The 20,600-nt window shown below is 68.6% G+C and carries 19 protein-coding genes; 5 read left to right on the top strand and 14 right to left on the bottom strand.

Annotation, left to right across the window (positions count from 1 at the left end; all coding sequences use genetic code 11):
* Nucleotides 1–13 precede the first annotated feature (13 nt).
* Nucleotides 14–553, top strand: a complete 540-nt coding sequence (locus tag C1737_RS01865) for a cysteine hydrolase family protein (protein ID WP_067919118.1) — start codon at nt 14–16, stop codon at nt 551–553.
* Nucleotides 554–564: 11 nt separating this feature from the next.
* Here the strand turns inward: C1737_RS01865 and C1737_RS26990 are convergent, their stop codons facing one another.
* Complete coding sequence (locus C1737_RS26990) at nt 565–1,059, bottom strand: hypothetical protein (protein ID WP_233214619.1); 495 nt, start codon at nt 1,057–1,059, stop codon at nt 565–567.
* Nucleotides 1,060–1,481: 422 nt separating this feature from the next.
* Between C1737_RS26990 and C1737_RS01855 the strand changes: the two genes are divergently transcribed.
* Nucleotides 1,482–2,330: an NAD-dependent protein deacetylase gene (locus tag C1737_RS01855; RefSeq protein ID WP_068096014.1), complete on the top strand. Its 849-nt coding sequence runs from the start codon at nt 1,482–1,484 to the stop codon at nt 2,328–2,330.
* On the opposite strand, the gene C1737_RS01850 is transcribed toward C1737_RS01855, so the two are convergent.
* The gene (locus C1737_RS01850) at nt 2,327–3,604 is read right to left on the bottom strand and encodes a cytochrome P450 (protein ID WP_068096015.1); all 1,278 of its coding nucleotides are present in this window, start codon (nt 3,602–3,604) and stop codon (nt 2,327–2,329) included. The genes C1737_RS01855 and C1737_RS01850 overlap by 4 nt on opposite strands.
* Nucleotides 3,605–3,707: 103 nt before the next feature.
* Between C1737_RS01850 and C1737_RS01845 the strand changes: the two genes are divergently transcribed.
* From C1737_RS01845 to C1737_RS01835, 3 genes are all read left to right on the top strand, one after another.
* Nucleotides 3,708–4,358: a TetR/AcrR family transcriptional regulator gene (locus tag C1737_RS01845; RefSeq protein WP_102417065.1), complete on the top strand. Its 651-nt coding sequence runs from the start codon at nt 3,708–3,710 to the stop codon at nt 4,356–4,358.
* Nucleotides 4,359–4,442: 84 nt separating this feature from the next.
* On the top strand, nt 4,443–4,934 hold the full coding sequence (locus C1737_RS01840) for a MarR family winged helix-turn-helix transcriptional regulator (RefSeq protein WP_067919109.1): 492 nt from the start codon (nt 4,443–4,445) through the stop codon (nt 4,932–4,934).
* 19 nt (nt 4,935–4,953) lie between these two features.
* Entirely contained in the window at nt 4,954–5,379 is a 426-nt protein-coding gene (locus tag C1737_RS01835) for a DUF5313 domain-containing protein (protein WP_068096019.1), read from the top strand.
* A 5-nt stretch (nt 5,380–5,384) separates the two neighbouring features.
* On the opposite strand, the gene proB is transcribed toward C1737_RS01835, so the two are convergent.
* The 12 genes from proB to mobA form a co-directional block, all read right to left on the bottom strand.
* Complete coding sequence (proB, locus tag C1737_RS01830) at nt 5,385–6,488, bottom strand: glutamate 5-kinase (RefSeq protein ID WP_067919105.1); 1,104 nt, start codon at nt 6,486–6,488, stop codon at nt 5,385–5,387.
* Nucleotides 6,485–8,026 carry a GTPase ObgE gene (gene obgE, locus C1737_RS01825; RefSeq protein WP_067919102.1) on the bottom strand — a complete coding sequence of 514 codons (1,542 nt, stop codon included), beginning with the start codon at nt 8,024–8,026 and terminating at the stop codon, nt 6,485–6,487. The genes proB and obgE overlap by 4 nt, the downstream gene beginning before the upstream one ends.
* Before the next feature lie 98 nt (nt 8,027–8,124).
* Nucleotides 8,125–8,379: a 50S ribosomal protein L27 gene (gene rpmA, locus C1737_RS01820; protein ID WP_046186480.1), complete on the bottom strand. Its 255-nt coding sequence runs from the start codon at nt 8,377–8,379 to the stop codon at nt 8,125–8,127.
* A gap of 47 nt (nt 8,380–8,426) precedes the next feature.
* A complete protein-coding gene (gene rplU / locus C1737_RS01815) occupies nt 8,427–8,738 on the bottom strand; it encodes a 50S ribosomal protein L21 (protein ID WP_007169506.1) in 312 nt (103 codons plus the stop codon).
* A 203-nt stretch (nt 8,739–8,941) separates the two neighbouring features.
* Nucleotides 8,942–11,788: an Rne/Rng family ribonuclease gene (locus C1737_RS01810; protein WP_102417064.1), complete on the bottom strand. Its 2,847-nt coding sequence runs from the start codon at nt 11,786–11,788 to the stop codon at nt 8,942–8,944.
* Nucleotides 11,789–12,114: 326 nt separating this feature from the next.
* Nucleotides 12,115–12,525: a nucleoside-diphosphate kinase gene (gene ndk / locus C1737_RS01805; RefSeq protein ID WP_067919098.1), complete on the bottom strand. Its 411-nt coding sequence runs from the start codon at nt 12,523–12,525 to the stop codon at nt 12,115–12,117.
* A gap of 66 nt (nt 12,526–12,591) precedes the next feature.
* The gene (locus tag C1737_RS01800; RefSeq protein WP_102417063.1) at nt 12,592–12,942 is read right to left on the bottom strand and encodes a DUF4233 domain-containing protein; all 351 of its coding nucleotides are present in this window, start codon (nt 12,940–12,942) and stop codon (nt 12,592–12,594) included.
* Nucleotides 12,939–14,393, bottom strand: coding sequence for a folylpolyglutamate synthase/dihydrofolate synthase family protein (locus tag C1737_RS01795; protein WP_102417062.1), 1,455 nt, complete (start codon nt 14,391–14,393; stop codon nt 12,939–12,941). The genes C1737_RS01800 and C1737_RS01795 overlap by 4 nt, the downstream gene beginning before the upstream one ends.
* 7 nt (nt 14,394–14,400) lie before the next feature.
* On the bottom strand, nt 14,401–17,058 hold the full coding sequence (locus tag C1737_RS01790) for a valine--tRNA ligase (RefSeq protein WP_102417061.1): 2,658 nt from the start codon (nt 17,056–17,058) through the stop codon (nt 14,401–14,403).
* A 62-nt stretch (nt 17,059–17,120) separates the two neighbouring features.
* Entirely contained in the window at nt 17,121–18,380 is a 1,260-nt protein-coding gene (locus C1737_RS01785; RefSeq protein WP_067919091.1) for a trans-acting enoyl reductase family protein, read from the bottom strand.
* A gap of 85 nt (nt 18,381–18,465) precedes the next feature.
* Nucleotides 18,466–18,939, bottom strand: coding sequence for a transglycosylase family protein (locus C1737_RS01780; protein ID WP_102417727.1), 474 nt, complete (start codon nt 18,937–18,939; stop codon nt 18,466–18,468).
* A 1,055-nt stretch (nt 18,940–19,994) separates the two neighbouring features.
* Nucleotides 19,995–20,600: a molybdenum cofactor guanylyltransferase gene (gene mobA, locus C1737_RS01775; RefSeq protein ID WP_067917123.1), complete on the bottom strand. Its 606-nt coding sequence runs from the start codon at nt 20,598–20,600 to the stop codon at nt 19,995–19,997.

Below are 20,600 nucleotides of genomic sequence, written 5' to 3'. Positions count from 1 at the left end.
TATCCCCTCCATCATGAGCGATACTGCCGTGATCGTGGTCGACATGATGAACACCTATCAGCATCCCGATGCTGAGGAACTAATACCCAATGTCGCCAACATCATCGACCCGCTGGCCGACTTGGTCCGGCGCGCACGCGAATCCGACGCCGTCGACCTGGTGTACGTCAACGACAACTACGGCGACTTCGCCGCCCAGTTCTCCGACATCGTCGGCTCCGCGCTCGACGGGGCGCGGCCGGATCTGGTCAAGCCGATCGTTCCGGCCGGGGACTGCCGCGTGATGACCAAGGTGCGGCACAGCGCCTTCTACGCGACCGCGCTGGCGTATCTGCTCAACCGGCTCGAGACCAAGCGGCTGGTCATCACCGGCCAGGTCACCGAGCAGTGCATCCTCTATACCGCACTCGACGCCTACGTCCGCCACTTCCCCGTCGTGATCGCGAGCGACGCCGTCGCCCACATCGACCCCGATCTAGGCGCGGCCGCGCTGAAGATGATGGAACAGAACATGTCGGCCGAGCTCACCACCGCGGCCGATTGCCTGGGTTAGTCGGCCCGCCATCAATCGGGCGACGAAATCGGTGGCGGAAGCACCCGTCGGGCCGCCCGTGTCGTCAGCCTCGGTGATGGGTCCCAGGGCGCGCTGTCGGTGCTGTCCCAGGCGTAGGCGGGCACGCCGTCGCGCAGCAGCGGGTAGAGCTGCGGTATCGACAGCTCGGTTGCCGACCAGGAGTAGAGCGCCTCAAGTCGCGGCCCGATGACGCCGAGGTCGAGGATGCGGCCGAACCCGTTTTCCCGCCCGACGTACCAGTCGAGGTCTTCCCGCAGCGGGTAATGGTCCGGCAGCACCCGCGACAGCTGCAAGAAGATACCGGTGATTGCCAGTCGCGGGTCGCCCAGCACAGGTGCGAAAGGCGACAGCCAGCCCAGTGCCAGGCGGGGGGCCGCCACCAACGCGTGCGCGAAGAGCACCCGCACCAGCACCACGTTGATGAAGAAGCGTTCGACGCGCGATTCGGTGTGGGCCAGCTCTTGATTGTCGAGGTAGCCCCTCACGATGATCGCGTTGTGAGCCCGATACCACGTCCGCACCGACGGTGGCGAATGAAGGTCACCGCGTCGGCGACGCTCGATGAGGATATGGGACCGCCCATTCCGAGCACGTGGGCGCGCGCCTCGGCGGTATCGCGCAAGAGCCGCTCGTTGACCGCCCGCCACCACGGACTGCCTGGCGCTCCGGCGTCCGCCGGGTTCAGGACTCCCCGACGCAACTCCCAGCCCATGAACGCCAGCGCCGCGCGTCGGTAGGGCAGCCGCCGCGCGTCCAGCCTGGTGGCGTCTCGTAGAGCGAACGCAGTAACGCCAGGCGCGCCGTCGGGTCCTCACGTACCGAAGCGACCTGCTCAGCGGCATGCTCGGCGGCGGTGGGCATGCCGCTAAATCAACCACATTCCACCGGTTTCCGTACCCTCGAAGAGGTGACCCCCCGCCGCGCCGAATCGCCGGAACTGGTCGCGCTGCTGGCCGGTCGCCGGATCGCGGTGCTGACGGGCGCGGGCCTGTCCACCGACTCCGGCATCCCGGACTACCGCGGACCCGATTCGCCGCCCAGCAACCCGATGACGATCCGCCAGTTCACCTCGGACGCCGTCTTTCGGCAGCGGTACTGGGCGCGAAACCACGTCGGTTGGCGGCACATGGACGACACGCTGCCCAACGCCGGCCACCGGGCGCTGGCGGCATTGGAACACGCCGCGGCGGTGACGGGGCTGATCACGCAGAACGTCGACCTGCTGCACACCAAGGCCGGCAGCCGCAACGTCATCAACCTGCACGGCACCTACGCCCAGGTGGTCTGCCTGAACTGCGGGTACATCATGTGCCGCGCCGCTCTTGCCGAACGGCTGGAAGAGCTCAACCCCGGATTCGCCGAGCGCGCGGAAGCGGTCGGCGGTCTCGCGGTGGCACCCGACGCCGACGCCGTCGTCGCCGATACCACGTCGTTCCGGTATCTCGACTGCCCCCGCTGCGGCGGCATCCTCAAGCCGGACATCGTCTACTTCGGCGAGAGCGTCGCCAAAGGTGTTGTTGATCAGGCCTATTCACTGATATCCGAAGCCGACGCGCTGCTGGTCGCCGGCTCGTCGCTGACGGTGTTCTCCGGCTATCGGTTCGTGCGTCACGCCGCCGCGCTGGGCATGCCGATCGCGATCATCAATCGGGGGCGGACCCGCGCGGACGACCTGGCGACCGTCAAGGTCGACGGGGGCTGCTCCGAGCTGCTGGCGCTGCTTGCTGACGAATTGTTACCGATGACAACGCATTAGAAGGTGCACGGCATGCTGCGGACGGCGTGAATGAAGTTGCCCGCCACGTAAGTCGGGTCGCCGGCCTGGATTTCGGGCAGCTGGCGCAACAGCTCGCCGAAGATGGCGCGCAGCTGCGCCCGGGCCACATGGGCGCCGAGGCAGAAGTGCACGCCGCCGCCGCCGAAGCCGACGTGCGGATTGGGGCTGCGGCTCAGGTCGAAGCGCTCCGGGTGGTCGAACGCCTCGGTGTCCCAGTTGCCGGACGGATAGAACATGACGACCTTCTCCCCCGCCCGGATCCTCTGGCCGCCTAGCTCGAAATCCGTTGCGGCCGTGCGACGGAAGGTCATGACCGGACTGGCCCAGCGGACGAACTCCTCGACGGCGGTTCCGATCCGGTTGTCGAAGTCCTCCACTAGCCACGCCCGTTGATCCCCGAAGTCGGTGAGCGCCCTCATGGCGTGGCTGGTCGTTTGGCGGGTGGTGTCGTTGGCGGCCACGGAAAGCAGCACGAAGAATGCGGCCACCTCGGCGTCGGTCAGCCGGTCGCCGTCGACCTCGGCGTTGACCAGGCCGCTGAATAGGTCGTCGCCGGGACGCTCGCGGCGCTCGGCGGCCAACGAGCCGGCGATTTGGTGCAGGTACACCTGGTTTTCGACCAGCACCTCCAGCGGGTTGCGACCGTCGAGGTAGACCGGGTCCGCCCAGGACACCAGCGCATCGGCGGCCCGCGCCACGTGCTCTCGCTCCGATTCCGGGATCCCCACCATGTCCGACAAGGTTCGGATCGGCAGTTGCTTGGCGCAGTGGTCGACGAAGTCGGCCCCGCTACCGGCCGCGCGCAGCTCTTCGACGATGGCCTTGGCGTTCGCCCTGATCGAGTCCTCGATGCGGCGGATCTGCCTCGGGGTGAACGCGGCGCTGACGAGCTTGCGTAGCTTGGTGTGTCGCGGCGGATCCATCGCCAGGAACGACTGGGACGCTTCGAGCAACTCGACCGGGATGTTCTCGAACATCACACCGTGGCCGGACAGGAACACCTCGTTGTTGCGGCTGGCCGAGACGATGTCGGCGCGTCGCGTGACCGCCCAGTAGCCGGGATCCTGCGGATCGGGCATCAGGGCGTCCTCCACGGGTGGGTGCCAGCTCACCGGCCGCTCGGCCCGCAGCACCGCGAACGCGCGTTCCCGGTCGGCCGCGGTCGTGGACCAAAACGCGCGCGAGGACAGGTCGATGGGGTCATAGGCCCGGCCGGGCCGCTCGGCGCCCGACGTCCCGGTCATCACGGTCATGGCCCACCTCCGTTGTGTATGACCCCGGTCACAGATCGTCAGCGACACTATTCCTAGACATGGTGTCTAGTCAAGTTGTCAAACAGAGTTCTATGCTGGGCCAATGCCATCGGTCACCAGGAAGCCGCAGGCCAGCCGCGAGCATGGACGTCAGCAGCGGCGAGAGCAGATCGAGCGACGGCTGTTGGACGCCACCGAGCGGCTGATGCGCGGCGGCGCCAGTTTCACCGAACTCAGCGTCGACCGGCTGTCGACCGAAGCCGGCATATCCCGCGCGAGCTTCTACATCTACTTCGAGGACAAGGGCCACCTGCTGCGCCGCCTGGCCAACCAGGTGTTCACCGACCTCGCCGCCAGCGCGGACCGGTGGTGGAGTGTGGCCGGGCGGCGCGATCCTGGCGACGTCCGCGCCGCGATGGACGGCATCGTCGCCAGCTATCGGCGTCACCAACCGGTGTTGGTCGCCCTCAACGAGATGGCGGGCTACGACGCGCTGGTCGCCGCGACCTATCGCAACCTGTTGACCGCTGTCACGGGGCGGATGACCCGGGTCATCGAAGAGGGTCAGGCCGACGGCTCGATCCGGCCGGAGTTGCCCGCGGCCACCACGGCCAGCGCGCTGACGTGGATGGTCGAGCGCGCGTGCCAGCAGGACCTTCCGGCGAAGCCGCTCGACTACGACGCGGAACTGGCCGCCACGCTGGCCGAAATCGTCTGGGGAGCCCTCTATCTCAAGAGCGCTTCGGCGCACTGATGCGGCAGTGGCCCGGCGGGCATAACCAGCCCTGTGACCGGAACAACATAGTTAGTGCCCTATCTATTCGCGTACCATGCGAATATGGCATCGCCGGCCGCGCCCGACATCGACCCGCTTTCCCTGGAACAGCAGGTCTGTTTCGCGCTGAGCGTGACCAACCGCGCCGTGTTGGCGGTCTACCGGCCGCTGCTGGAGCCGTTGGGGCTGACCCATCCCCAGTATCTGGTGATGCTGACGCTCTGGGATCATCAGAAATCGGCGCCGGGGCAGCGCAAACCGCTGTCGGTCAAGGAGATCGCAGCCACGCTGCAGATGGATTCGGCCACGCTGTCGCCGATGCTCAAGCGCTTGGAGGCCCTCGGTCTGATCACCCGTACACGAAGCACCGTCGATGAGCGCTCCACCGAAGTCAAACTCACCGACAGCGGCACCGCCCTACGTCGGCGTGCGTGCAAGATTCCGCCCGCCGTGGTCGAGCGTCTCGGTGTCGACATCGACGAACTTCGGCACCTGCATCAGGTGCTCACCCGCATCAACGCGGCCGCCTTGGCAGCGGGCGCATTGCAGTCCTGACCCCCTCATAGGAGCCGCCATGACCACCGCCAAGACCAAACCCAACATTTGGCAACACATCGCCTATTCCTACGGCCGGACCCTGCCCAGCTCGATGCGCGACTGGGTCGCCAACGACCTGGCGGGCAAGGGCGCCGTGCGCCGGCACATGATCCGGTGGGCCATACCACCGCTGTTCGTTCTCGCGCCCTTCTGGCTACTGCCCGCTTCGCTGTATGTGCATAGCGAGATGACGGTGCCGCTCTACATCTGGGCACTGCTCATCTCGCTTGCGCTGAACAAGGTTTGGCGTCGACACCGGCTGGCGCAGCACGGCCTCGACCCGAACCTGGTCGACGTGATCAAGAACAAGAAACAAGCGAAGATGCACGAGGATTACGCGCGCCGTTTCGGGCCGCGCCCGGAATCGGCGGCGTGGCAGGACAACAGCAACCCGTTCAGCTGACGGGCTTACACCGCCACCAGGTCGTCGGCGTGTACCGCGGGCCGGCGCAGCTCACCCGGCAGCTCGGAGGTCGACCTTCCGATCATGGTCGCCAGTTCGGTGGCGTCGTAGGCCACCACACCGCGGGCCACCATGGCCGCGTCGGGGCCGCGCAATTCGACGACGTCTCCCGCATAGAACCGGCCCGACACCCCGGTGATGCCGGCGGGCAGCAGCGAGCGGCGCTGCGCCAGCACCGCGCGCACCGCACCCTCGTCGAGCGTCAGCGCACCGGCCGCCTCGGCGGCATAGCGCAGCCAGAACCGCCGCGCCGACATCCGTTGTGGCCGTGCGGCGAACACCGTGCCGACCGAGGCATCGCTCAGCGCGGTGCCAGCGTCGGCCGCGGCGGCGAGCAGGACCGGCACCCCGGCGTCGGCGGCCAGTAGCGCCGAGGACATCTTCGATACCATTCCGCCGGTCCCCAGGTCGCTGCCGGGGCCCGCGACCACCCCGATCAGATCGTCCGCTCCGGATACCTCGGCAATGAACTTGGCGCCCTTGGTCTTTCGCGGATCGGCGTCGTAGAGCCCGTCGATGTCGGAGAGCAACACCAGGGCTTCGGCGCCGACCAGGTGAGCCACCAGCGCCGAGAGGCGATCGTTGTCGCCGAACCGGATCTCGTTGGTGGCCACCGTGTCGTTCTCGTTGACGATCGCGACCGCGTGCAGGGCCCGCAGCCGGTCCAGGGTGCGCTGGGCGTTCGTGTGCTGCGCCCGCATGGAGATGTCGTGCGCGGTCAGCAGCACCTGGCCGACCGTGCGACCGTACCGCGCGAACGCCGCGCTCCACGCGTTCACCAGCGCGACCTGCCCGACGCTGGCCGCGGCCTGCTTGGTCGCCAGATCCTTGGGGCGACGGGTCAAGCCGAGCGGTTCGATGCCGGCGGCGATGGCGCCCGACGAGACGATGACGACATCGGTGCCCGCCTTCATGCGCGACTCGATGGCGTCGGCCAGCCCGGCCAGCCGGCCGGCGTCGAATACCCCGGACGGGGTGGTCAGCGCGTTGGTCCCGATCTTGACCACCAGGCTGCGCGCGGTGCGGATCGCCTCGCGGTGCGGGGTCACGACTCGTCCCCGCGTTCTCTGGTTCTGCGCCGCTCTCCCCCGCAAGCGGGAGGTGCCCCCTCCGCATCGCTGCGTCCCCCGCAAGCGGGAGGTACCCCCACTGCATCGTCGCCGGCGCGCCGCTGACGGCGGGCCGCCTTGCGCTCCGCGGCGCCGGCGCGCTCAGTGCGTTCCAGTCGCACGTCGGTGCCTCTGCCGGACATCGCAACGTGTTGTCCCGCAGGTGTTTGGGGCTCCCAGTCGAACGTCATGTCCCCGATGGTCACGGCGCACCCGGGTTGGGCGCCCAGCCGCAACAGTTCCTCCTCGACGCCCAGCCGGGCCAGCCGGTCGGCGAGATAGCCGACGGCTTCGTCGTTGTCGAAGTTGGTCTGCCGAACCCACCGCTGCGGCCGGGCGCCGCTGACCACGAAGCCACCCTCCCCGTCCGGCTCAACCGTGAAGCCGCTGTCGTCGACGGGAACCGGGCGGATGACCGGCCGGCGCGGCACTGCCTGCGGCCGGGCGGCGTTGTATTCCGAGATCATCCGCCAGAGCCCGAAGATCAACGGCTGCAATCCTTCCCGCGACACCGTCGACACTTCGAACACCGGCCAGCCGCGCTCGGCGATCTCGTCGCGGACGAATTCGGCGAGCTCCCGCGCCTCGGGTACGTCGATCTTGTTGAGCACCACCGCGCGGGGCCGCTCGGCGAGGTCGCCCAAAGTCGTGTCGCCCCGCAGGGTGGGGGTATACGCGGTGAGTTCGGCTTCCAGCGCGTCGATGTCGGAGATGGGGTCGCGGCCCGGCTCCGACGTGGCGCAGTCGACGACGTGCACCAGCACGGCGCAGCGCTCAATGTGCCGCAGGAAGTCCAGACCCAGGCCGCGGCCCTGCGATGCGCCGGGGATGAGGCCCGGCACGTCGGCGACCGTGAACGTGTGCTCGCCGGCCGACACCACCCCGAGATTGGGCACCAGCGTCGTGAACGGATAGTCCGCGATCTTCGGTTTGGCCGCCGAGATCGCCGACACCAGTGACGATTTGCCGGCCGAGGGAAACCCGATGAGACCGGCGTCGGCGACAGTCTTGAGCTCCAGCGTGAGGTCTCGCGCTTCGCCCGGTTCGCCGAGCAGCGCGAAGCCGGGAGCCTTGCGGGCGCGCGACGCCAGCGCCGCGTTGCCCAGCCCGCCACGGCCGCCGGCCGCCGCTTCGAAGCGGGTGCCCGCTCCCACCAGATCGGCCAGCAGCCGGCCGTTTTCGTCCAAGACGACGGTGCCGTCGGGGACTTTGACTTCTAGATCCGTGCCCGCCGCTCCGTCACGGTTGTTGCCCATGCCCTGTTTGCCCGACGGGGCGGTGACGTGCGGATGGAAGTGGAAGTCCAACAGGGTGTGCACCTGCGGATCGACGACGAACACGATGCTGCCGCCGCGGCCACCGTTGCCGCCGTCGGGACCGCCCAGCGGCTTGAACTTCTCGCGGTGGACCGACGCGCAGCCGTTACCGCCGGAACCCGCACGCGCGTGGATGACGACCCGATCGACGAATCGAGGCATCAGATACCAGCCCTTCGAAAGTCACGCCCGGGCGACAACACCTCGAGAAGCCGCCGCAGCGTTTTCCCGCGCGGGGCGCGATGCCCCGGCTCGCGAGGCTAGACCTGGGGCGTGATGCTGACGGTTTTGCGTCCGCGCTTGATGCCGAACTCGACGGCGCCGGCAGCCTTGGCGAACAACGTGTCGTCGCCGCCACGCCCGACGTTCAGACCGGGGTGGAACTTGGTGCCGCGCTGACGCACGATGATCTCGCCCGCCTTGACGATCTGGCCGCCGAATCGCTTGACGCCCAGCCGCTGAGCGGCGGAATCGCGACCGTTGCGCGAGCTGGAAGCGCCCTTCTTGTGTGCCATTTATGTGGTCTCCGCTCAGTCTTGTCTGTTCTTCGCCTGACGGCTCATCACTTGATTCCGGTGACCTTCAGGACCGTCAGCTGCTGACGGTGTCCCTGACGCTTGTGGTAGCCGGTCTTGTTCCTGAACTTGTGGATACGGATCTTGGGGCCCTTGGTGTGCTCGAGCACCTCGCCCGTCACCGCCACCTTGGCCAGCGCGGCGGCGTCGGTGGTGACCTTCGCGCCGTCCACGACCAGGGTCACGGGCAGCGACACGTTCGCGCCCGGGTCGGAGTCGAGCTTTTCGACCTTGACCACGTCCCCGACGGCGACCTTGTACTGCTTGCCGCCCGTCTTGACGATTGCGTAGGTCGCCATCGTTGCTCCTGCCTTCTTTCCTCTGCTCAGCCGCTTCTTCGGCTCTGTCGCGCGCGAGCCACCGGCGGTGAGCTCAGTGGGTCTGGGTTGCGGGTCCACTCCGATTGCCCGGTGGCCCGCTGTCGCCGGCCAAAGTCCACACGGCCTGGCGACAACTGTCCTAGGGTACTTGACCAGCGGCTACAGGGTCAAACCGGGCCAGGTCAGTCCACGTGGATCGGCGGGCCGGCCGGCCGGCCCGCCGCCCGGCGGCGCCGCGGACGCCCGAACCCGGCCTCGCCGGACGACTCGGGCCCGTCGTCGGAGTCCGAGTCGGAGTCATCCTCGACGTCCAGGTCGTCGTCGTCCATCTCGAGGTCTTCGTCGTCGTCGCCCAGGTCCTCCTCGTCATCGAGGTCCTCGTCGTCGTCATCGAGATCGTCGTCGGCCTCTTCGTCGGTGTCTTCGTCGGTGTCGTCGTCGGTGTCTTCGTCAGACTCCTCGAAGTCCTCCTGGTCGGCGTCCTCCATGTCGGCCGCGTCCGCCGGCTTCTGCTCGTCGAACTCGGTGGTCGCTTCCTCGGCGGCCTCGTCGGATTCCTCGTCGTCGCGGACCGCAGTTCCGCCGGCGGCCATCGCCTTGAACATCGGGTGCTCGCCGGGGGCGTGCGCGGGCACCTTGGCCACGATGGGCTGTTCCGACGGCTCCTCGGCCCCCTTCTTCTTGGAGCGCCTGCCGCGGCGACCCCCGGACTCCGACTTGCGCCCATTGGAGGGGGTCGAGTCCACCGGGTCGGTGTGCAGCACGATTCCCCGGCCGCCGCAGTGGGTGCACGACGTGGAGAAAGCCTCGATCAGCCCGGTACCCAGCCGCTTGCGGGTCAGCTGGACCAGGCCCAGCGACGTCACCTCGGACACCTGATGGCGGGTGCGGTCGCGGGCCAACGCCTCGGTAAGCCGCCGCAGCACCAGGTCGCGGTTGGACTCGAGGACCATGTCGATGAAGTCGATGACCACGATGCCGCCGATGTCGCGCAGCCGCAGTTGGCGCACGATCTCCTCGGCCGCCTCGAGGTTGTTCTTGGTGACGGTCTGTTCGAGATTGCCGCCGGAGCCGGTGAACTTGCCGGTGTTGACGTCGACCACGGTCATGGCCTCGGTCCGGTCGATCACCAGCGTGCCTCCCGACGGCAGCCAGACCTTGCGCTCCATCGCCTTGGCCAGTTGCTCGTCGATGCGGTGCACCGCGAAGACGTCGGGGCCGGCCTGACCATCCGGGCCGCTGGGCGGCTCATACTTGTTCAGCTTCGAAACCAGATCGGGCGCAACGGAATTCACATAGTCGGTGATCGTCGTCCACGCCTCGTCGCCGGAGACGATCAGGCCCGCGAAGTCCTCGTTGAACAGGTCGCGGATGACCTTGACCAGCACGTCGGGCTCTTCGTAGAGCGCGACCGCCGCACCGGCGGCCTTCTCACTGATCTCGGTCGCCTTGGCCTCGATCTGCTTCCAGCGCTCCTGCAGCCGGGTGACGTCGTTGCGGATGTCGTCCTCTTTGACGCCCTCGGAGGCCGTGCGGATGATCACCCCGGCATCGGAGGGAACCACCTCGCGCAGGATCTCCTTGAGCCGCTGCCGTTCGGTGTCGGGCAGCTTGCGGCTGATCCCCGTCGACGACGCGCCCGGCACGTAGACCAGGTACCGGCCGGCCAGCGACACCTGGGTGGTCAGCCGGGCGCCCTTGTGCCCGACGGGGTCCTTGCTGACCTGGACCACGACGTAGTCGCCCGGTTTGAGCGCCTGTTCGATCTTGCGGTCGGACCCGCCCAGCCCCGCCGCCTCCCAGTTGACCTCGCCGGCGTAGAGCACGCCGTTGCGGCCGCGGCCGATGTCGACGAACGCCGCCTCCATCGAGGGCAGGACGTTCTGCACGATCCCGAGGTAGATGTTGCCGACCAGCGAGGCGGATGCGGCCGACGTCACGAAGTGCTCGACGACGATGCCGTCCTCGAGCACCGCGATCTGGGTGTACCGCGCCCCCTGGTGCGGCGGCTCCGTACGGACGCGGTCGCGCACGACCATGATCCGTTCGACGGCCTCGCGGCGCGCCAGGAACTCCGCCTCGGTCAGTACCGGCGGCCCGCGCCGCCCCGCGCCGCGCCCGTCGCGGCGCCGTTGCCGCTTGGCCTCCAGCCTGGTGGAGCCGTCGATGCCCTTGATCTCGGCGTTCGACGAGCCGTTGCCGCCATCGCCGCCGTTCTTGCCGCTGCGGGGCGGGCGCTCGTGCACCACGGTGTTGGGGGGGTCGTCGGGCGAGGGGCTCTCGTCGCCGTCGTCACCGGAGCCCGACTTGCGCCGCCGGCGCCTGCGGCGGCGACGGCTGGCGCCCTCCGCCGAACCGTCGTCACCGGTGTCGGAGTCATCGGAGTCCGAATAGTCGGAGCCCTCTTCGTCGTCGCCGTCCTCGGTGTCGGAGGTGTCGCCGCGGCCCGCCTTCTGGCGCCGCTGGGGCTCTTCGTCGTCACCGGCGTCGTTCTGGTTGTCCGGTCCGCCCTGCTCACCGCGGCCGCGGCCGCGGCCGCGGCGGCCACGACGCCGCCGACGGTTGGCCGGCCGATCGGCCTGCTCGTCGTCTTCGTCGTCGGCATCGGAGTCGTCGGAGTCGGCGCCATCGTCGGCGTTCCCGTCGTCTTCGTCCGCCTCCAGCGGCTGCGGCGCGACGAACAGCGGCATGTAATGCGGCCGCTCCACCGCGGTCTCGAGCATCAGCCGCGATTCGGGTTCCGCGGCGGCTTCGTCGCCCTCCCCGCCGCCGACGGCGGCGCCGTGGGCGTCCTCCGCACCGGCGTCGGGCTGGGCGGCCAGCAGATCGCGTACCCGCACCGCGTCGTCGCGGTCCACGGTGGAGTGCGCGCTGCGGATGCGCCCGTCGAGGGCGCTCAACGCGTCCAGCACCCGCTTACTGGTGGTCCCCAGCGTGCGTGCCAGTGAATGAACTCTCAGGCGGTCAGGCAGTTCGTCGTGCCGGGTCGGCTCTTCGGATGACTCTGCGGATGGTGCACCGTCTACCACGTATTCTCCTCAAGCCCCCGGGCGCGTCATGGCGACGCGGCCACGCGAGGGCTTCGCTATGGGCCCGGGTGACTTCCCCGGGCTTGTGATGGTCTCGCCCCGAGCGGTTCGCGGAGAACGCACTCGGCGCCGTGCTGAATGACGGCCTGACATGCCGCGCACCAACGCGGGGTGGCGATGATCGCGCTTGTCTAAGTCTTCATTCGGGTGTCCGACGCCGGTCCGGCGACGTTCACCCTCCATCAGTATCCCACATCACTCGGCAAGCCAAGCCGCCCCCGAGCGAACACGCCGTCAACGGCGTGGCGCGGCCCGTTTGCTGGGCGCTACGCGTCGGGAAACCAGAGCGCGATTTCGCGCTTTGCGGACTCGGCCGAATCCGACCCGTGCACGAGGTTGAACTGGGTCTCCAGCCCGAAATCGCCCCGGATCGTGCCGGGGGTCGCCTTGTCCACCGGGTCGGTGCCGCCCGCGAGCTGCCGAAACGCGGCGATCGCGCGCGGTCCCTCGACGATCGCCGCCACCACCGGCCCCGAGGTGATGAACTCCAGCAGCGATCCGAAGAACGGCTTGCCGTCGTGCTCGGCGTAATGCTGGGCGGCCAGGTCCTCGCTGACGCGCCGCAGCTCGAGCGCGGCAATGGTCAGGCCCTTCCGCTCGATGCGGCTGATGATCTCCCCGACCAGCTGCCGCTCGACGCCGTCCGGCTTGATCAGTACCAGGGTCCGTTCGGTCACGGCCGACAGCGTACAGAACGGGGCGGGAATCGGCCGGGCGGCGGCCGCGGCAGTCGGGGGGCCGCCCTACCCCTGGCGGCGCCGCACCTCGGCCCGGAAGTACGCGATGAGGGCCCACAACCCGGTGAAAAGCACCCCGATGAACCCCACTCCCGGATACACCGCGAAGCCGGCGAGGAGCAGCAGTTGAACGCCCAGGTTCACCCAGATCGCCCAGGGTTTGCGCTGCACCCCGCCCAGCAGGATGAGCAGCGCCGCCACGCCGATCAGGTAACCCAGCGTCACCGGCGTCAGTCCACCGCCGACCGCGCTCACCACCGGAATCGCCAGCAACACCACGATCGCTTCCAGGAACAACGTCGCGGCCATCACCGCGCCGAAGCTCCTCCAGGGGTCAGCCCGGTTGCGGTCGGTCATTCCGGATCCCGGCCGAACAGGGTGCGTGCGGCCCCGGCGGTGACGACCGAACCGGTGATGACGATGCCCGTGCCGGAGAAGGCCTCGGCGTCCCCGGCCACCGTGGCGTCGTCGACCAGGGCGGTCGCGACGTCGATCGCGTCGCGCAGGTTCTCGGCGGTGGTGACTCGGTCGGGCCCGAAGCGCTCCCCCGCCGCCAACGCCAGCGACTCGACGTCCAGGGCCCGCGGCGACCCGTTCTGGGTCACGACGACGGCATCGAACGCCGGCTCGAGCGCGGCGAGGATGCCGTGGACGTCCTTGTCGGCCAGCACGCTGAGCACACCGACCAGGTATCGGAAGTCAAATTCGTCGCTGAGTGTCTGCGCCAGCGCGGTGGCGCCGGCCGGGTTGTGCGCGGCGTCGATGAACACGGTGGGCGCGCTGCGCATGCGTTCCAGGCGGCCGGGGCTGGTGACGGCGGCGAATCCGGCCCGCACCGCGTCGACGTCGAGTTGCCGCTGCGCGCCGGCACCGAAGAAGGCTTCCACCGCCGCGAGCGCCACCGCCGCATTGTGCGCCTGGTGTTCGCCGTGCAGGGGCAGGTAGATGTCGGAATACACGCCGCCCAGGCCCTGCAGCTGCAGCACCTGGCCGCCGATCGCGACCTGACGCCCCAGGACGGCGAACTCCGAATCCTCGCGGGCCACCGCCGCGTCGGCGCGCACGGTCTGGGCCAGCAGCACTTCCATCGCTTCGGGCGCCTGACGCGCGATGACGGCGACGGTGTCGGGCGCGCCGTCAGGAGCCTTGGTGATGATGCCGGCCTTCTCGCCGGCGATACCGGCGAGATCGTCGCCGAGGTATTCGACGTGGTCGATGCCGATCGGGGTGATGACCGCGACCGGCGCGTCGACGACGTTGGTGGCGTCCCACCGCCCGCCCATGCCGACCTCGATGACCGCGACGTCGACGGGCGCGTCGGCGAACGCCGCGAACGCCATGGCGGTCAGCACCTCGAACTTGCTCATCGCCGGTCCGCCGGCGGCTTGGGATTGCGCGTCGATCATCTGCACGAAGGGCTCGATCTCCCGATACGTCGCGACGTACTGCGCCGGGGTGATCGGCCGGCCGTCGATCGCGATGCGCTCGACCGCCGATTGCAGGTGCGGGCTGGTGGTCCGGCCGGTGCGCCCGTGCAGGGCGGTCACCAACGCGTCGACCATGCGTGCCACCGAGGTCTTCCCGTTCGTGCCGGCGATGTGGATGCAGGGATAGGCCCGTTGCGGCGAGCCCAGCAGGTCCATCAGCGCGCTGATCCGGGTCAGGCTCGGCTCGATCTTGGTCTCCGGCCAGCGTTGGTCGAGCAGATGCTCGACCTGAAGCAGCGCGGCGATCTCGTCCGGGGTGGGAGCCAGGTCGGTGGCGCCGTTTTGGCGGTCGTCTTCGGGCCAGTCGGGGGGCTCGGTCATCGAGAACTCATTGCAGCCCGGCCAGCCGCGCGGAGATCCGGTCGGACTCGTCCCGGGCCACGCGCTGACGGTCCCGGATCTTGTCCACGACGTTCTGCGGGGCCTTGGACAGGAAGTCCTCGTTGGCGAGTTTGGCGGTGGTGGACGCCAGTTCCTTTTGCGCCACGGCGAGGTCTTTTTCCAGGCGGCGCCGTTCGGCGGCGACATCGATGGCGCCCGAGGTGTCGAGTTCGACGACGACCGTGTGGTTCATCTGGGGGCCCAGCCGCACCTCCAACGACACCGACGACTGGAAGTCTTCGCCCGGCGCGGTGAGCCAGGCCAGCGACGACACGGCGGCCACCTGTGCGCCCAGGTCCGCGGCGTCCACGCCGCCCAACCTGGCCGGCACCTTCTGCCGGTCGGCCAGGCCTTGATCGCTGCGGAACCGGCGGACCTCGGTGACCAGCCGCTGCATATCGCTGATCCGTTGCGCCGCAACGGGGTCCGAATCGATACCCGAGGATTGCGGCCAGGCGGCGATCACCAGCGATTCCTGGCCGGTCAGGGCCTGCCACAACGCCTCGGTGAGGAACGGGATGACGGGGTGCAGCAGCCGCAGCAGGGTGTCCAGCACGGCGGCGAGCACCGCGGTGGTGTGAGCGTTCCCCTCGGCCAGCTGCGTCTTGGCCAATTCGACATACCAGTCGCAGAATTCGTCCCACGCGAAGTGGTAGAGCGCCTCGCAGGCGCGACTGAACTCGTAGTCGTCGAGGGCCGAATCTACTTCGGCGCGAACCTCTTCCAGCCGTCCCAGGATCCACCGGTCGGCGTCGGTCAGTTGGTCCTGCGCCGGCAGCGGCGCGACACGGGCGCCGTTGAGCAACGCGTAGCGGGTGGCGTTGAACAGCTTGGTGCAGAAATTGCGCGATGCCCGCACGGCGTCCTCGCCGACGGCCAGGTCACCTCCGGGGTTGGCGCCGCGGGCCAGCGTGAACCGCAGGGCGTCGGCGCCGAAGCTGTCCATCCAGTCCAGCGGGTCGACGACGTTGCCCCTGGACTTGCTCATCTTGCGGCCGAACTCGTCACGGATCAGTCCGTGCAGGAACACGTCGGTGAACGGCACCTGCGGTCCGCGGCGACCGTCGAGCGTGATGGCGTCGTCGTCGCCGACGAAGGTGCCGAACATCATCATGCGAGCCACCCAGAAGAACAGGATGTCGTATCCGGTGACCAAAACGCTTGTCGGATAAAACTTTTCCAGCTCCGGTGTCTTGTCCGGCCAGCCCAGCGTGGAGAACGGCCAGAGGGCCGAGGAGAACCAGGTGTCCAGCACGTCGGGGTCCTGCTCCCAGCCCTCCGGCGGGGTCTCGTCCGGGCCGACGCACACCTGCTCGCCGTCCGGCCCGTACCAGATCGGGATGCGGTGGCCCCACCACAGCTGCCGTGAGATGCACCAGTCGCGCATGTCGTCGACCCAGCCGAACCACCGCGGCTCCATGCTGGCCGGGTGAATCACGGTGTCCCCGTTGCGAACCGCGTCCCCGGCGGCCTTGGCGAGCGACTCGACCTTCACCCACCACTGCAGCGACAGGCGCGGCTCGATGACCTCGCCGCTGCGCTCGGAATGTCCGACGCTGTGCAGATAGGGCCGCTTCTCCTCGACGATGCGGCCTTGCGCCGCGAGCGCGTCGCGCACCGCCGTGCGGGCCTCGAACCGGTCCATGCCGTCGAATTCTGTTCCCGTATCGGCGATGACGGCCCGGGCGTCCATGATGCTCGGCATCGGCAGGTTGTGCCGCAACCCGATCTCGAAGTCGTTGGGATCATGGGCGGGCGTGACTTTGACCGCGCCGGTGCCGAACTCGGGATCGACGTGCTCGTCGGCGACGACGACGACTTGTCGATCCAGGAACGGGTGCGGCAGCGTTGTCCCGACCAGGTCCGTGTAGCGCTTGTCGTCCGGATGCACGGCGATGGCGGTGTCGCCCAGCATCGTCTCGACCCGGGTGGTCGCCACCACGATGTGCGGCTCGTCGTCGTTGAGCGAGCCGTACCGGAACGAGACCAGTTCGCCCTCGACCTCGTCGTAGACGACCTCGATGTCGGAGATCGCCGTCTGCAGCACCGGGGACCAGTTGACCAGCCGTTCGGCCTGATAGATCAGCCCGGCGTCGTAGAGCCGCTTGAAGATGGTGCGGACCGCGCGCGACAGGCCCTCGTCCATGGTGAACCGGTCGCGGCTCCACGCCACCCCGTCGCCGAGCCGGCGCATCTGACCGCCGATGGCACCGCCGGACTCCCGCTTCCAGTCCCACACCTTTTCGACGAACAGCTCCCGGCCGAAGTCCTCTTTGGTCTTGCCGTCCACCGCGAGCTGCTTTTCCACCACGCTCTGGGTCGCGATGCCCGCGTGATCCATGCCCGGCTGCCACAGCACCTCATAACCCTGCATCCGTTTGCGACGGGTCAGGGCGTCCATCATGGTGTGTTCCAGCGCGTGGCCCATGTGCAGGCTGCCGGTCACGTTCGGCGGCGGCAACACGATCGAGTACCCGGGTTTGGCGCTCGTCGGGTCCGCCTCGAAGTAGCCCGCGTCGAGCCATCTCTGGTAGATCGCGCTTTCGGCGGCGCCCGGATCCCACGACTTGGGCAGGTCGGTGGCGGGGCTGCGGCTGGCGGTCACCCGTCAATTCTAGGGAGCGCCGTTTACCTGTGTGTAAGTGCCCAAATCGCAGGTGAGCCGGGTCACTTCCCCAGCCGGTCGACCTGCAGCGTCACACCCGCGGCGGGGAACCGGGCCAGCAGGGCATCGCCCATCGCCGCGGCGGGGGTGAGGACGCCGTGCAGATCGGGCAGCTTGTCGCGGTCGAAGGCGAGCGCGAGGCCGCACTCCCCCAACAGCACCGAGGTCGCCTTGTAGCCGGGGTCGCCGCGCTGCTCCATGCGCGCGACGTAACGCGCGCCGGTGGTCGTGGTGGTGTAGGTCTCGATCTTGTAGAAGCCGCGCTCGCGCGCCGCCGGGCTGGGGCCGGTCCCGGGCTTGGGGACGATCCGCTCCACCAGCCGGCGCGGCAGCAGCCGGAAGTAGCGGCTGCCCAGTCCGAAGGTGGCGTTGGCGACTCCGCCGACCGCGGCGGACGCCAGCGGCGCCAGCGGCGAGGACCCCAGGCTCATGCTTTCGGTGTAGCGGAACTGGCGGCCGTACGCCCAGTCCAGTAATGCGTTGCTGCGCCGCACGATTCGGGTGTTGTAGGGCGCCATCACGAATCCCGACGTCCATACGCCGGTCAGTTCCGGTGCGATCTGACGGCCCCGGCGCCACGGCAGGTCGGGCTGCGGTCCGATCTCCGGTTCGGCGCTGCGGTCGGTGCTCAAGGTGTACGGGTCGGCGAGCTGACGACGGGCATCGGGATCGCGGGATGCGGTGTCCAGCACTTCCAGCATCGACGCCACGGTTCCACCGGACACCCCACCCGAGAAGGACCGGACCACCAGGTCGGTTTCGCCGAGTTCGCCGGCGCCGTCGTCTCGCGCCGCCCGGTAGAGCGCATACACGCTGAGGTCCGAAGGGACGGAATCGAATCCGCAGGCGTGCACGATCCGTGCGCCGGTGTCGGCTGCCTGCTTGTGGTAGCAGTCGATGCTCTCGCGGACGAACATCGCCTCGCCGGTCAGGTCGGCGTAGTCGGTCCCCGCCGCCGCGCAGGCGGCCACCAGCGGCAGCCCGTAGCGGGTGTACGGCCCGACCGTGGTGATGACGACCCGGGTGCGGCTGGCCATCTCATTCAGCGTGGACGGCGACGAGGCGTCCGCGGCGACCAGCGGCCAGGACCGCGCGGATTCACCTAGGGTGTCGCGAACAGCCCGCAAGCGCTCGGTCGATCTGCCGGCCAGCGCCACCCGCGTGCCCGGCCCGGACCGGGCCAGGTATTCAGCGGTCAGCTTCCCGACGAAGCCGGTCGCCCCGTACAACACGATGTCGAATTCGCGCGGCGTTGCGGTCACGGGCCCGACGCTACCCCCGCAGACAAGTAGTGCCGGGCCAGGGGCCCGGCACTACTTGCCACTACTTAGTACTGCGTTGGGGAGGTCAGCCGCGACGGCCGCACACCGGCCAGGCGCCGATGCCCTGGGAGTGCAGCACGTTCTCCGCTACCCGGATCTGCTCCTCACGGCTCGCGTTCTGGGGCGAACCGTTGCCGCCGTTGGCGCGCCAGGTGCTCGGGGTGAACTGCAGGCCACCGGAGAAGCCGTTACCGGTGCTGATCGACCAGTTGCCGCCCGACTCGCACTGCGCGATGGCGTCCCAGTTCACGCTGTACGCCCGGACCGGCGGAGGCGGCGGGGCATCCGGGCCCGGAGGCGGCGGCACGTTGGGGTCAAACCCCGCACCCCAACTTCGCGCCCGCCGGGGCGCCGGAGGCGGCGGCGGTGCGTCCGGCGCCCCGGCGGGCGCGAAGTTGGGGTCGAAACCCGTCGGTTCCGCACTGGCGGTGGCCGAAGGGATGGTCACGAGGGTGCCCGTGATCGCGGCGAGAACGAGCGTCTTACGGACGTTCTTCAATATCTTTCCTTTCGCGGTGCGCGCGCGCCAAAGCAAGCCCACGGGGGTGGGCTGACGGTTTTTGGTTGGTGCGGAAACCTGCTTCGGACCGTGCCGGTTCTCCTGGCACGACAGCGGTGGGCTCGAGTCGCCCGGCGGGTGCTACCCACCGGCCACGGACGGCCTTGCGACGTCCGCGGCCCCGCTCACACGCGGGTCCGTGATTCTGTTTTCAGTTACTCTTCCGTAACCCGTTGCGGGCTAACACGGACCGTACGAGACCCAGCCGCGTTCGTCATCTTCGGAAAACGGACATCTCGTTTCGGTAACGGGGTGATCACAGCGCAATCCCGTCGTCATTTCGGCAGGTCAGCACTGCAATTCCGGCAGGTACCCAACATTTGCAATCGCTTTCAAATCGTGAGCCGAATCACGCGCATTTTGTGAACTGGCCCACGTATTTGCGCTGGCGCGTTTACGTCGATTGCGCCCTACCGGGCCGGGGTCCGTGGCGCGAAGCCGCGCAGCTTACAACAAATTACGTGTCATCGCCCATCCGCCACGCCCAGTGACGCGGACGAATTATGTTGCGCGCCTGCTAACTTGCGTTGTTCGAATAGCGAGCGCGCAGAACGGCCGGATCGCCGGAGGACCGGCATCTGATCGTCGAAAGAGGGTTCTAAGCAATGTCTTTCGCGTGGCCTGGCGCCGACGGCGACGCATTATGGATCGGCCGCCGCCGTCGCTGTCTGTCCACTGAGCTTCTGCCATTCACTTATGCAATTTGCTGGGCGGGCGCGGCATTCGGCCGATCTCACGTCGCTCCCGCGTTACCTTCTCGGACTGTCCCCCGATCATCCCATCCGAAATGCGCTATGCCCCAACAGATCACGATCGGATGGGTGAATTCGCCCAGAGCAGGAAACCGTACGCCCGCGTGGCCATTCCAAGGCGAAAGGAGAACTCGCCTCAGGTCGAATAGCTTTGTGAATTTCGGCTTTCGACTGCGACGGCTGATGACGTACGAGCATCGATCCGGCGCGGTCCAACCGCGACCCGCTCGCGTGAGGTCGACGTCAGCTGCGCGGCTGCGCGAGGGCGCGCAACTCGGCGTCGGTGTTGACGTTGGTCAGCGACCGCGAATCCGACGTCAAGATTCGCTGGGTGTCCGAGGCGTCCACCAGGGCGCGCATCCGGCGCTCGCCGGCCGCCACCAAGGCGTCGGCGCGGTCGGCCAGGTCGGTCCGGTACACCGCGGCGAGGTAGTGGTCCTGGCCGTCCCACGGCAGCACCACTTCCGCGCCGGTCTCCAGCGCCCGGCGGGTGAGATCGTCGATGAGATCGATTGCCAGGAAAGGCATGTCGACGGCGCAGACGAAGGCGAGCCGGGCACCGGCGTCGGCGGCCGCCCGCAGCGCCCGCCCGGTCGCCGGCAACGGCCCCAACCCGCGCAGTTCGTCGCGCATCACCCGCGCCCGCAGTTCGGGCAATGGCTGGCCCTGGGCGGCCATCACGAGGACCGGATCGCAACGCTGTCCGAGGATGCCGACCACGTGCTCGACCATCGTGGTCGCCTGGGAGCCCGCGGACGCAGGCACTGGGAGGCTGGCCTTGTCGCGGCCCATGCGTTGCGATGCGCCGCCGGCGAGCACTACTCCGGCCAGTGAAGCTGTCTCGGCCAC

It is taken from the genome of Mycobacterium sp. 4858, from assembly GCF_900240975.1.
Taxonomy (GTDB): Bacteria; Actinomycetota; Actinomycetes; order Mycobacteriales; family Mycobacteriaceae; genus Mycobacterium.
Note: the sequence above shows the minus strand (reverse complement) of the source record. Positions and strands in the feature narration are given on the sequence as shown.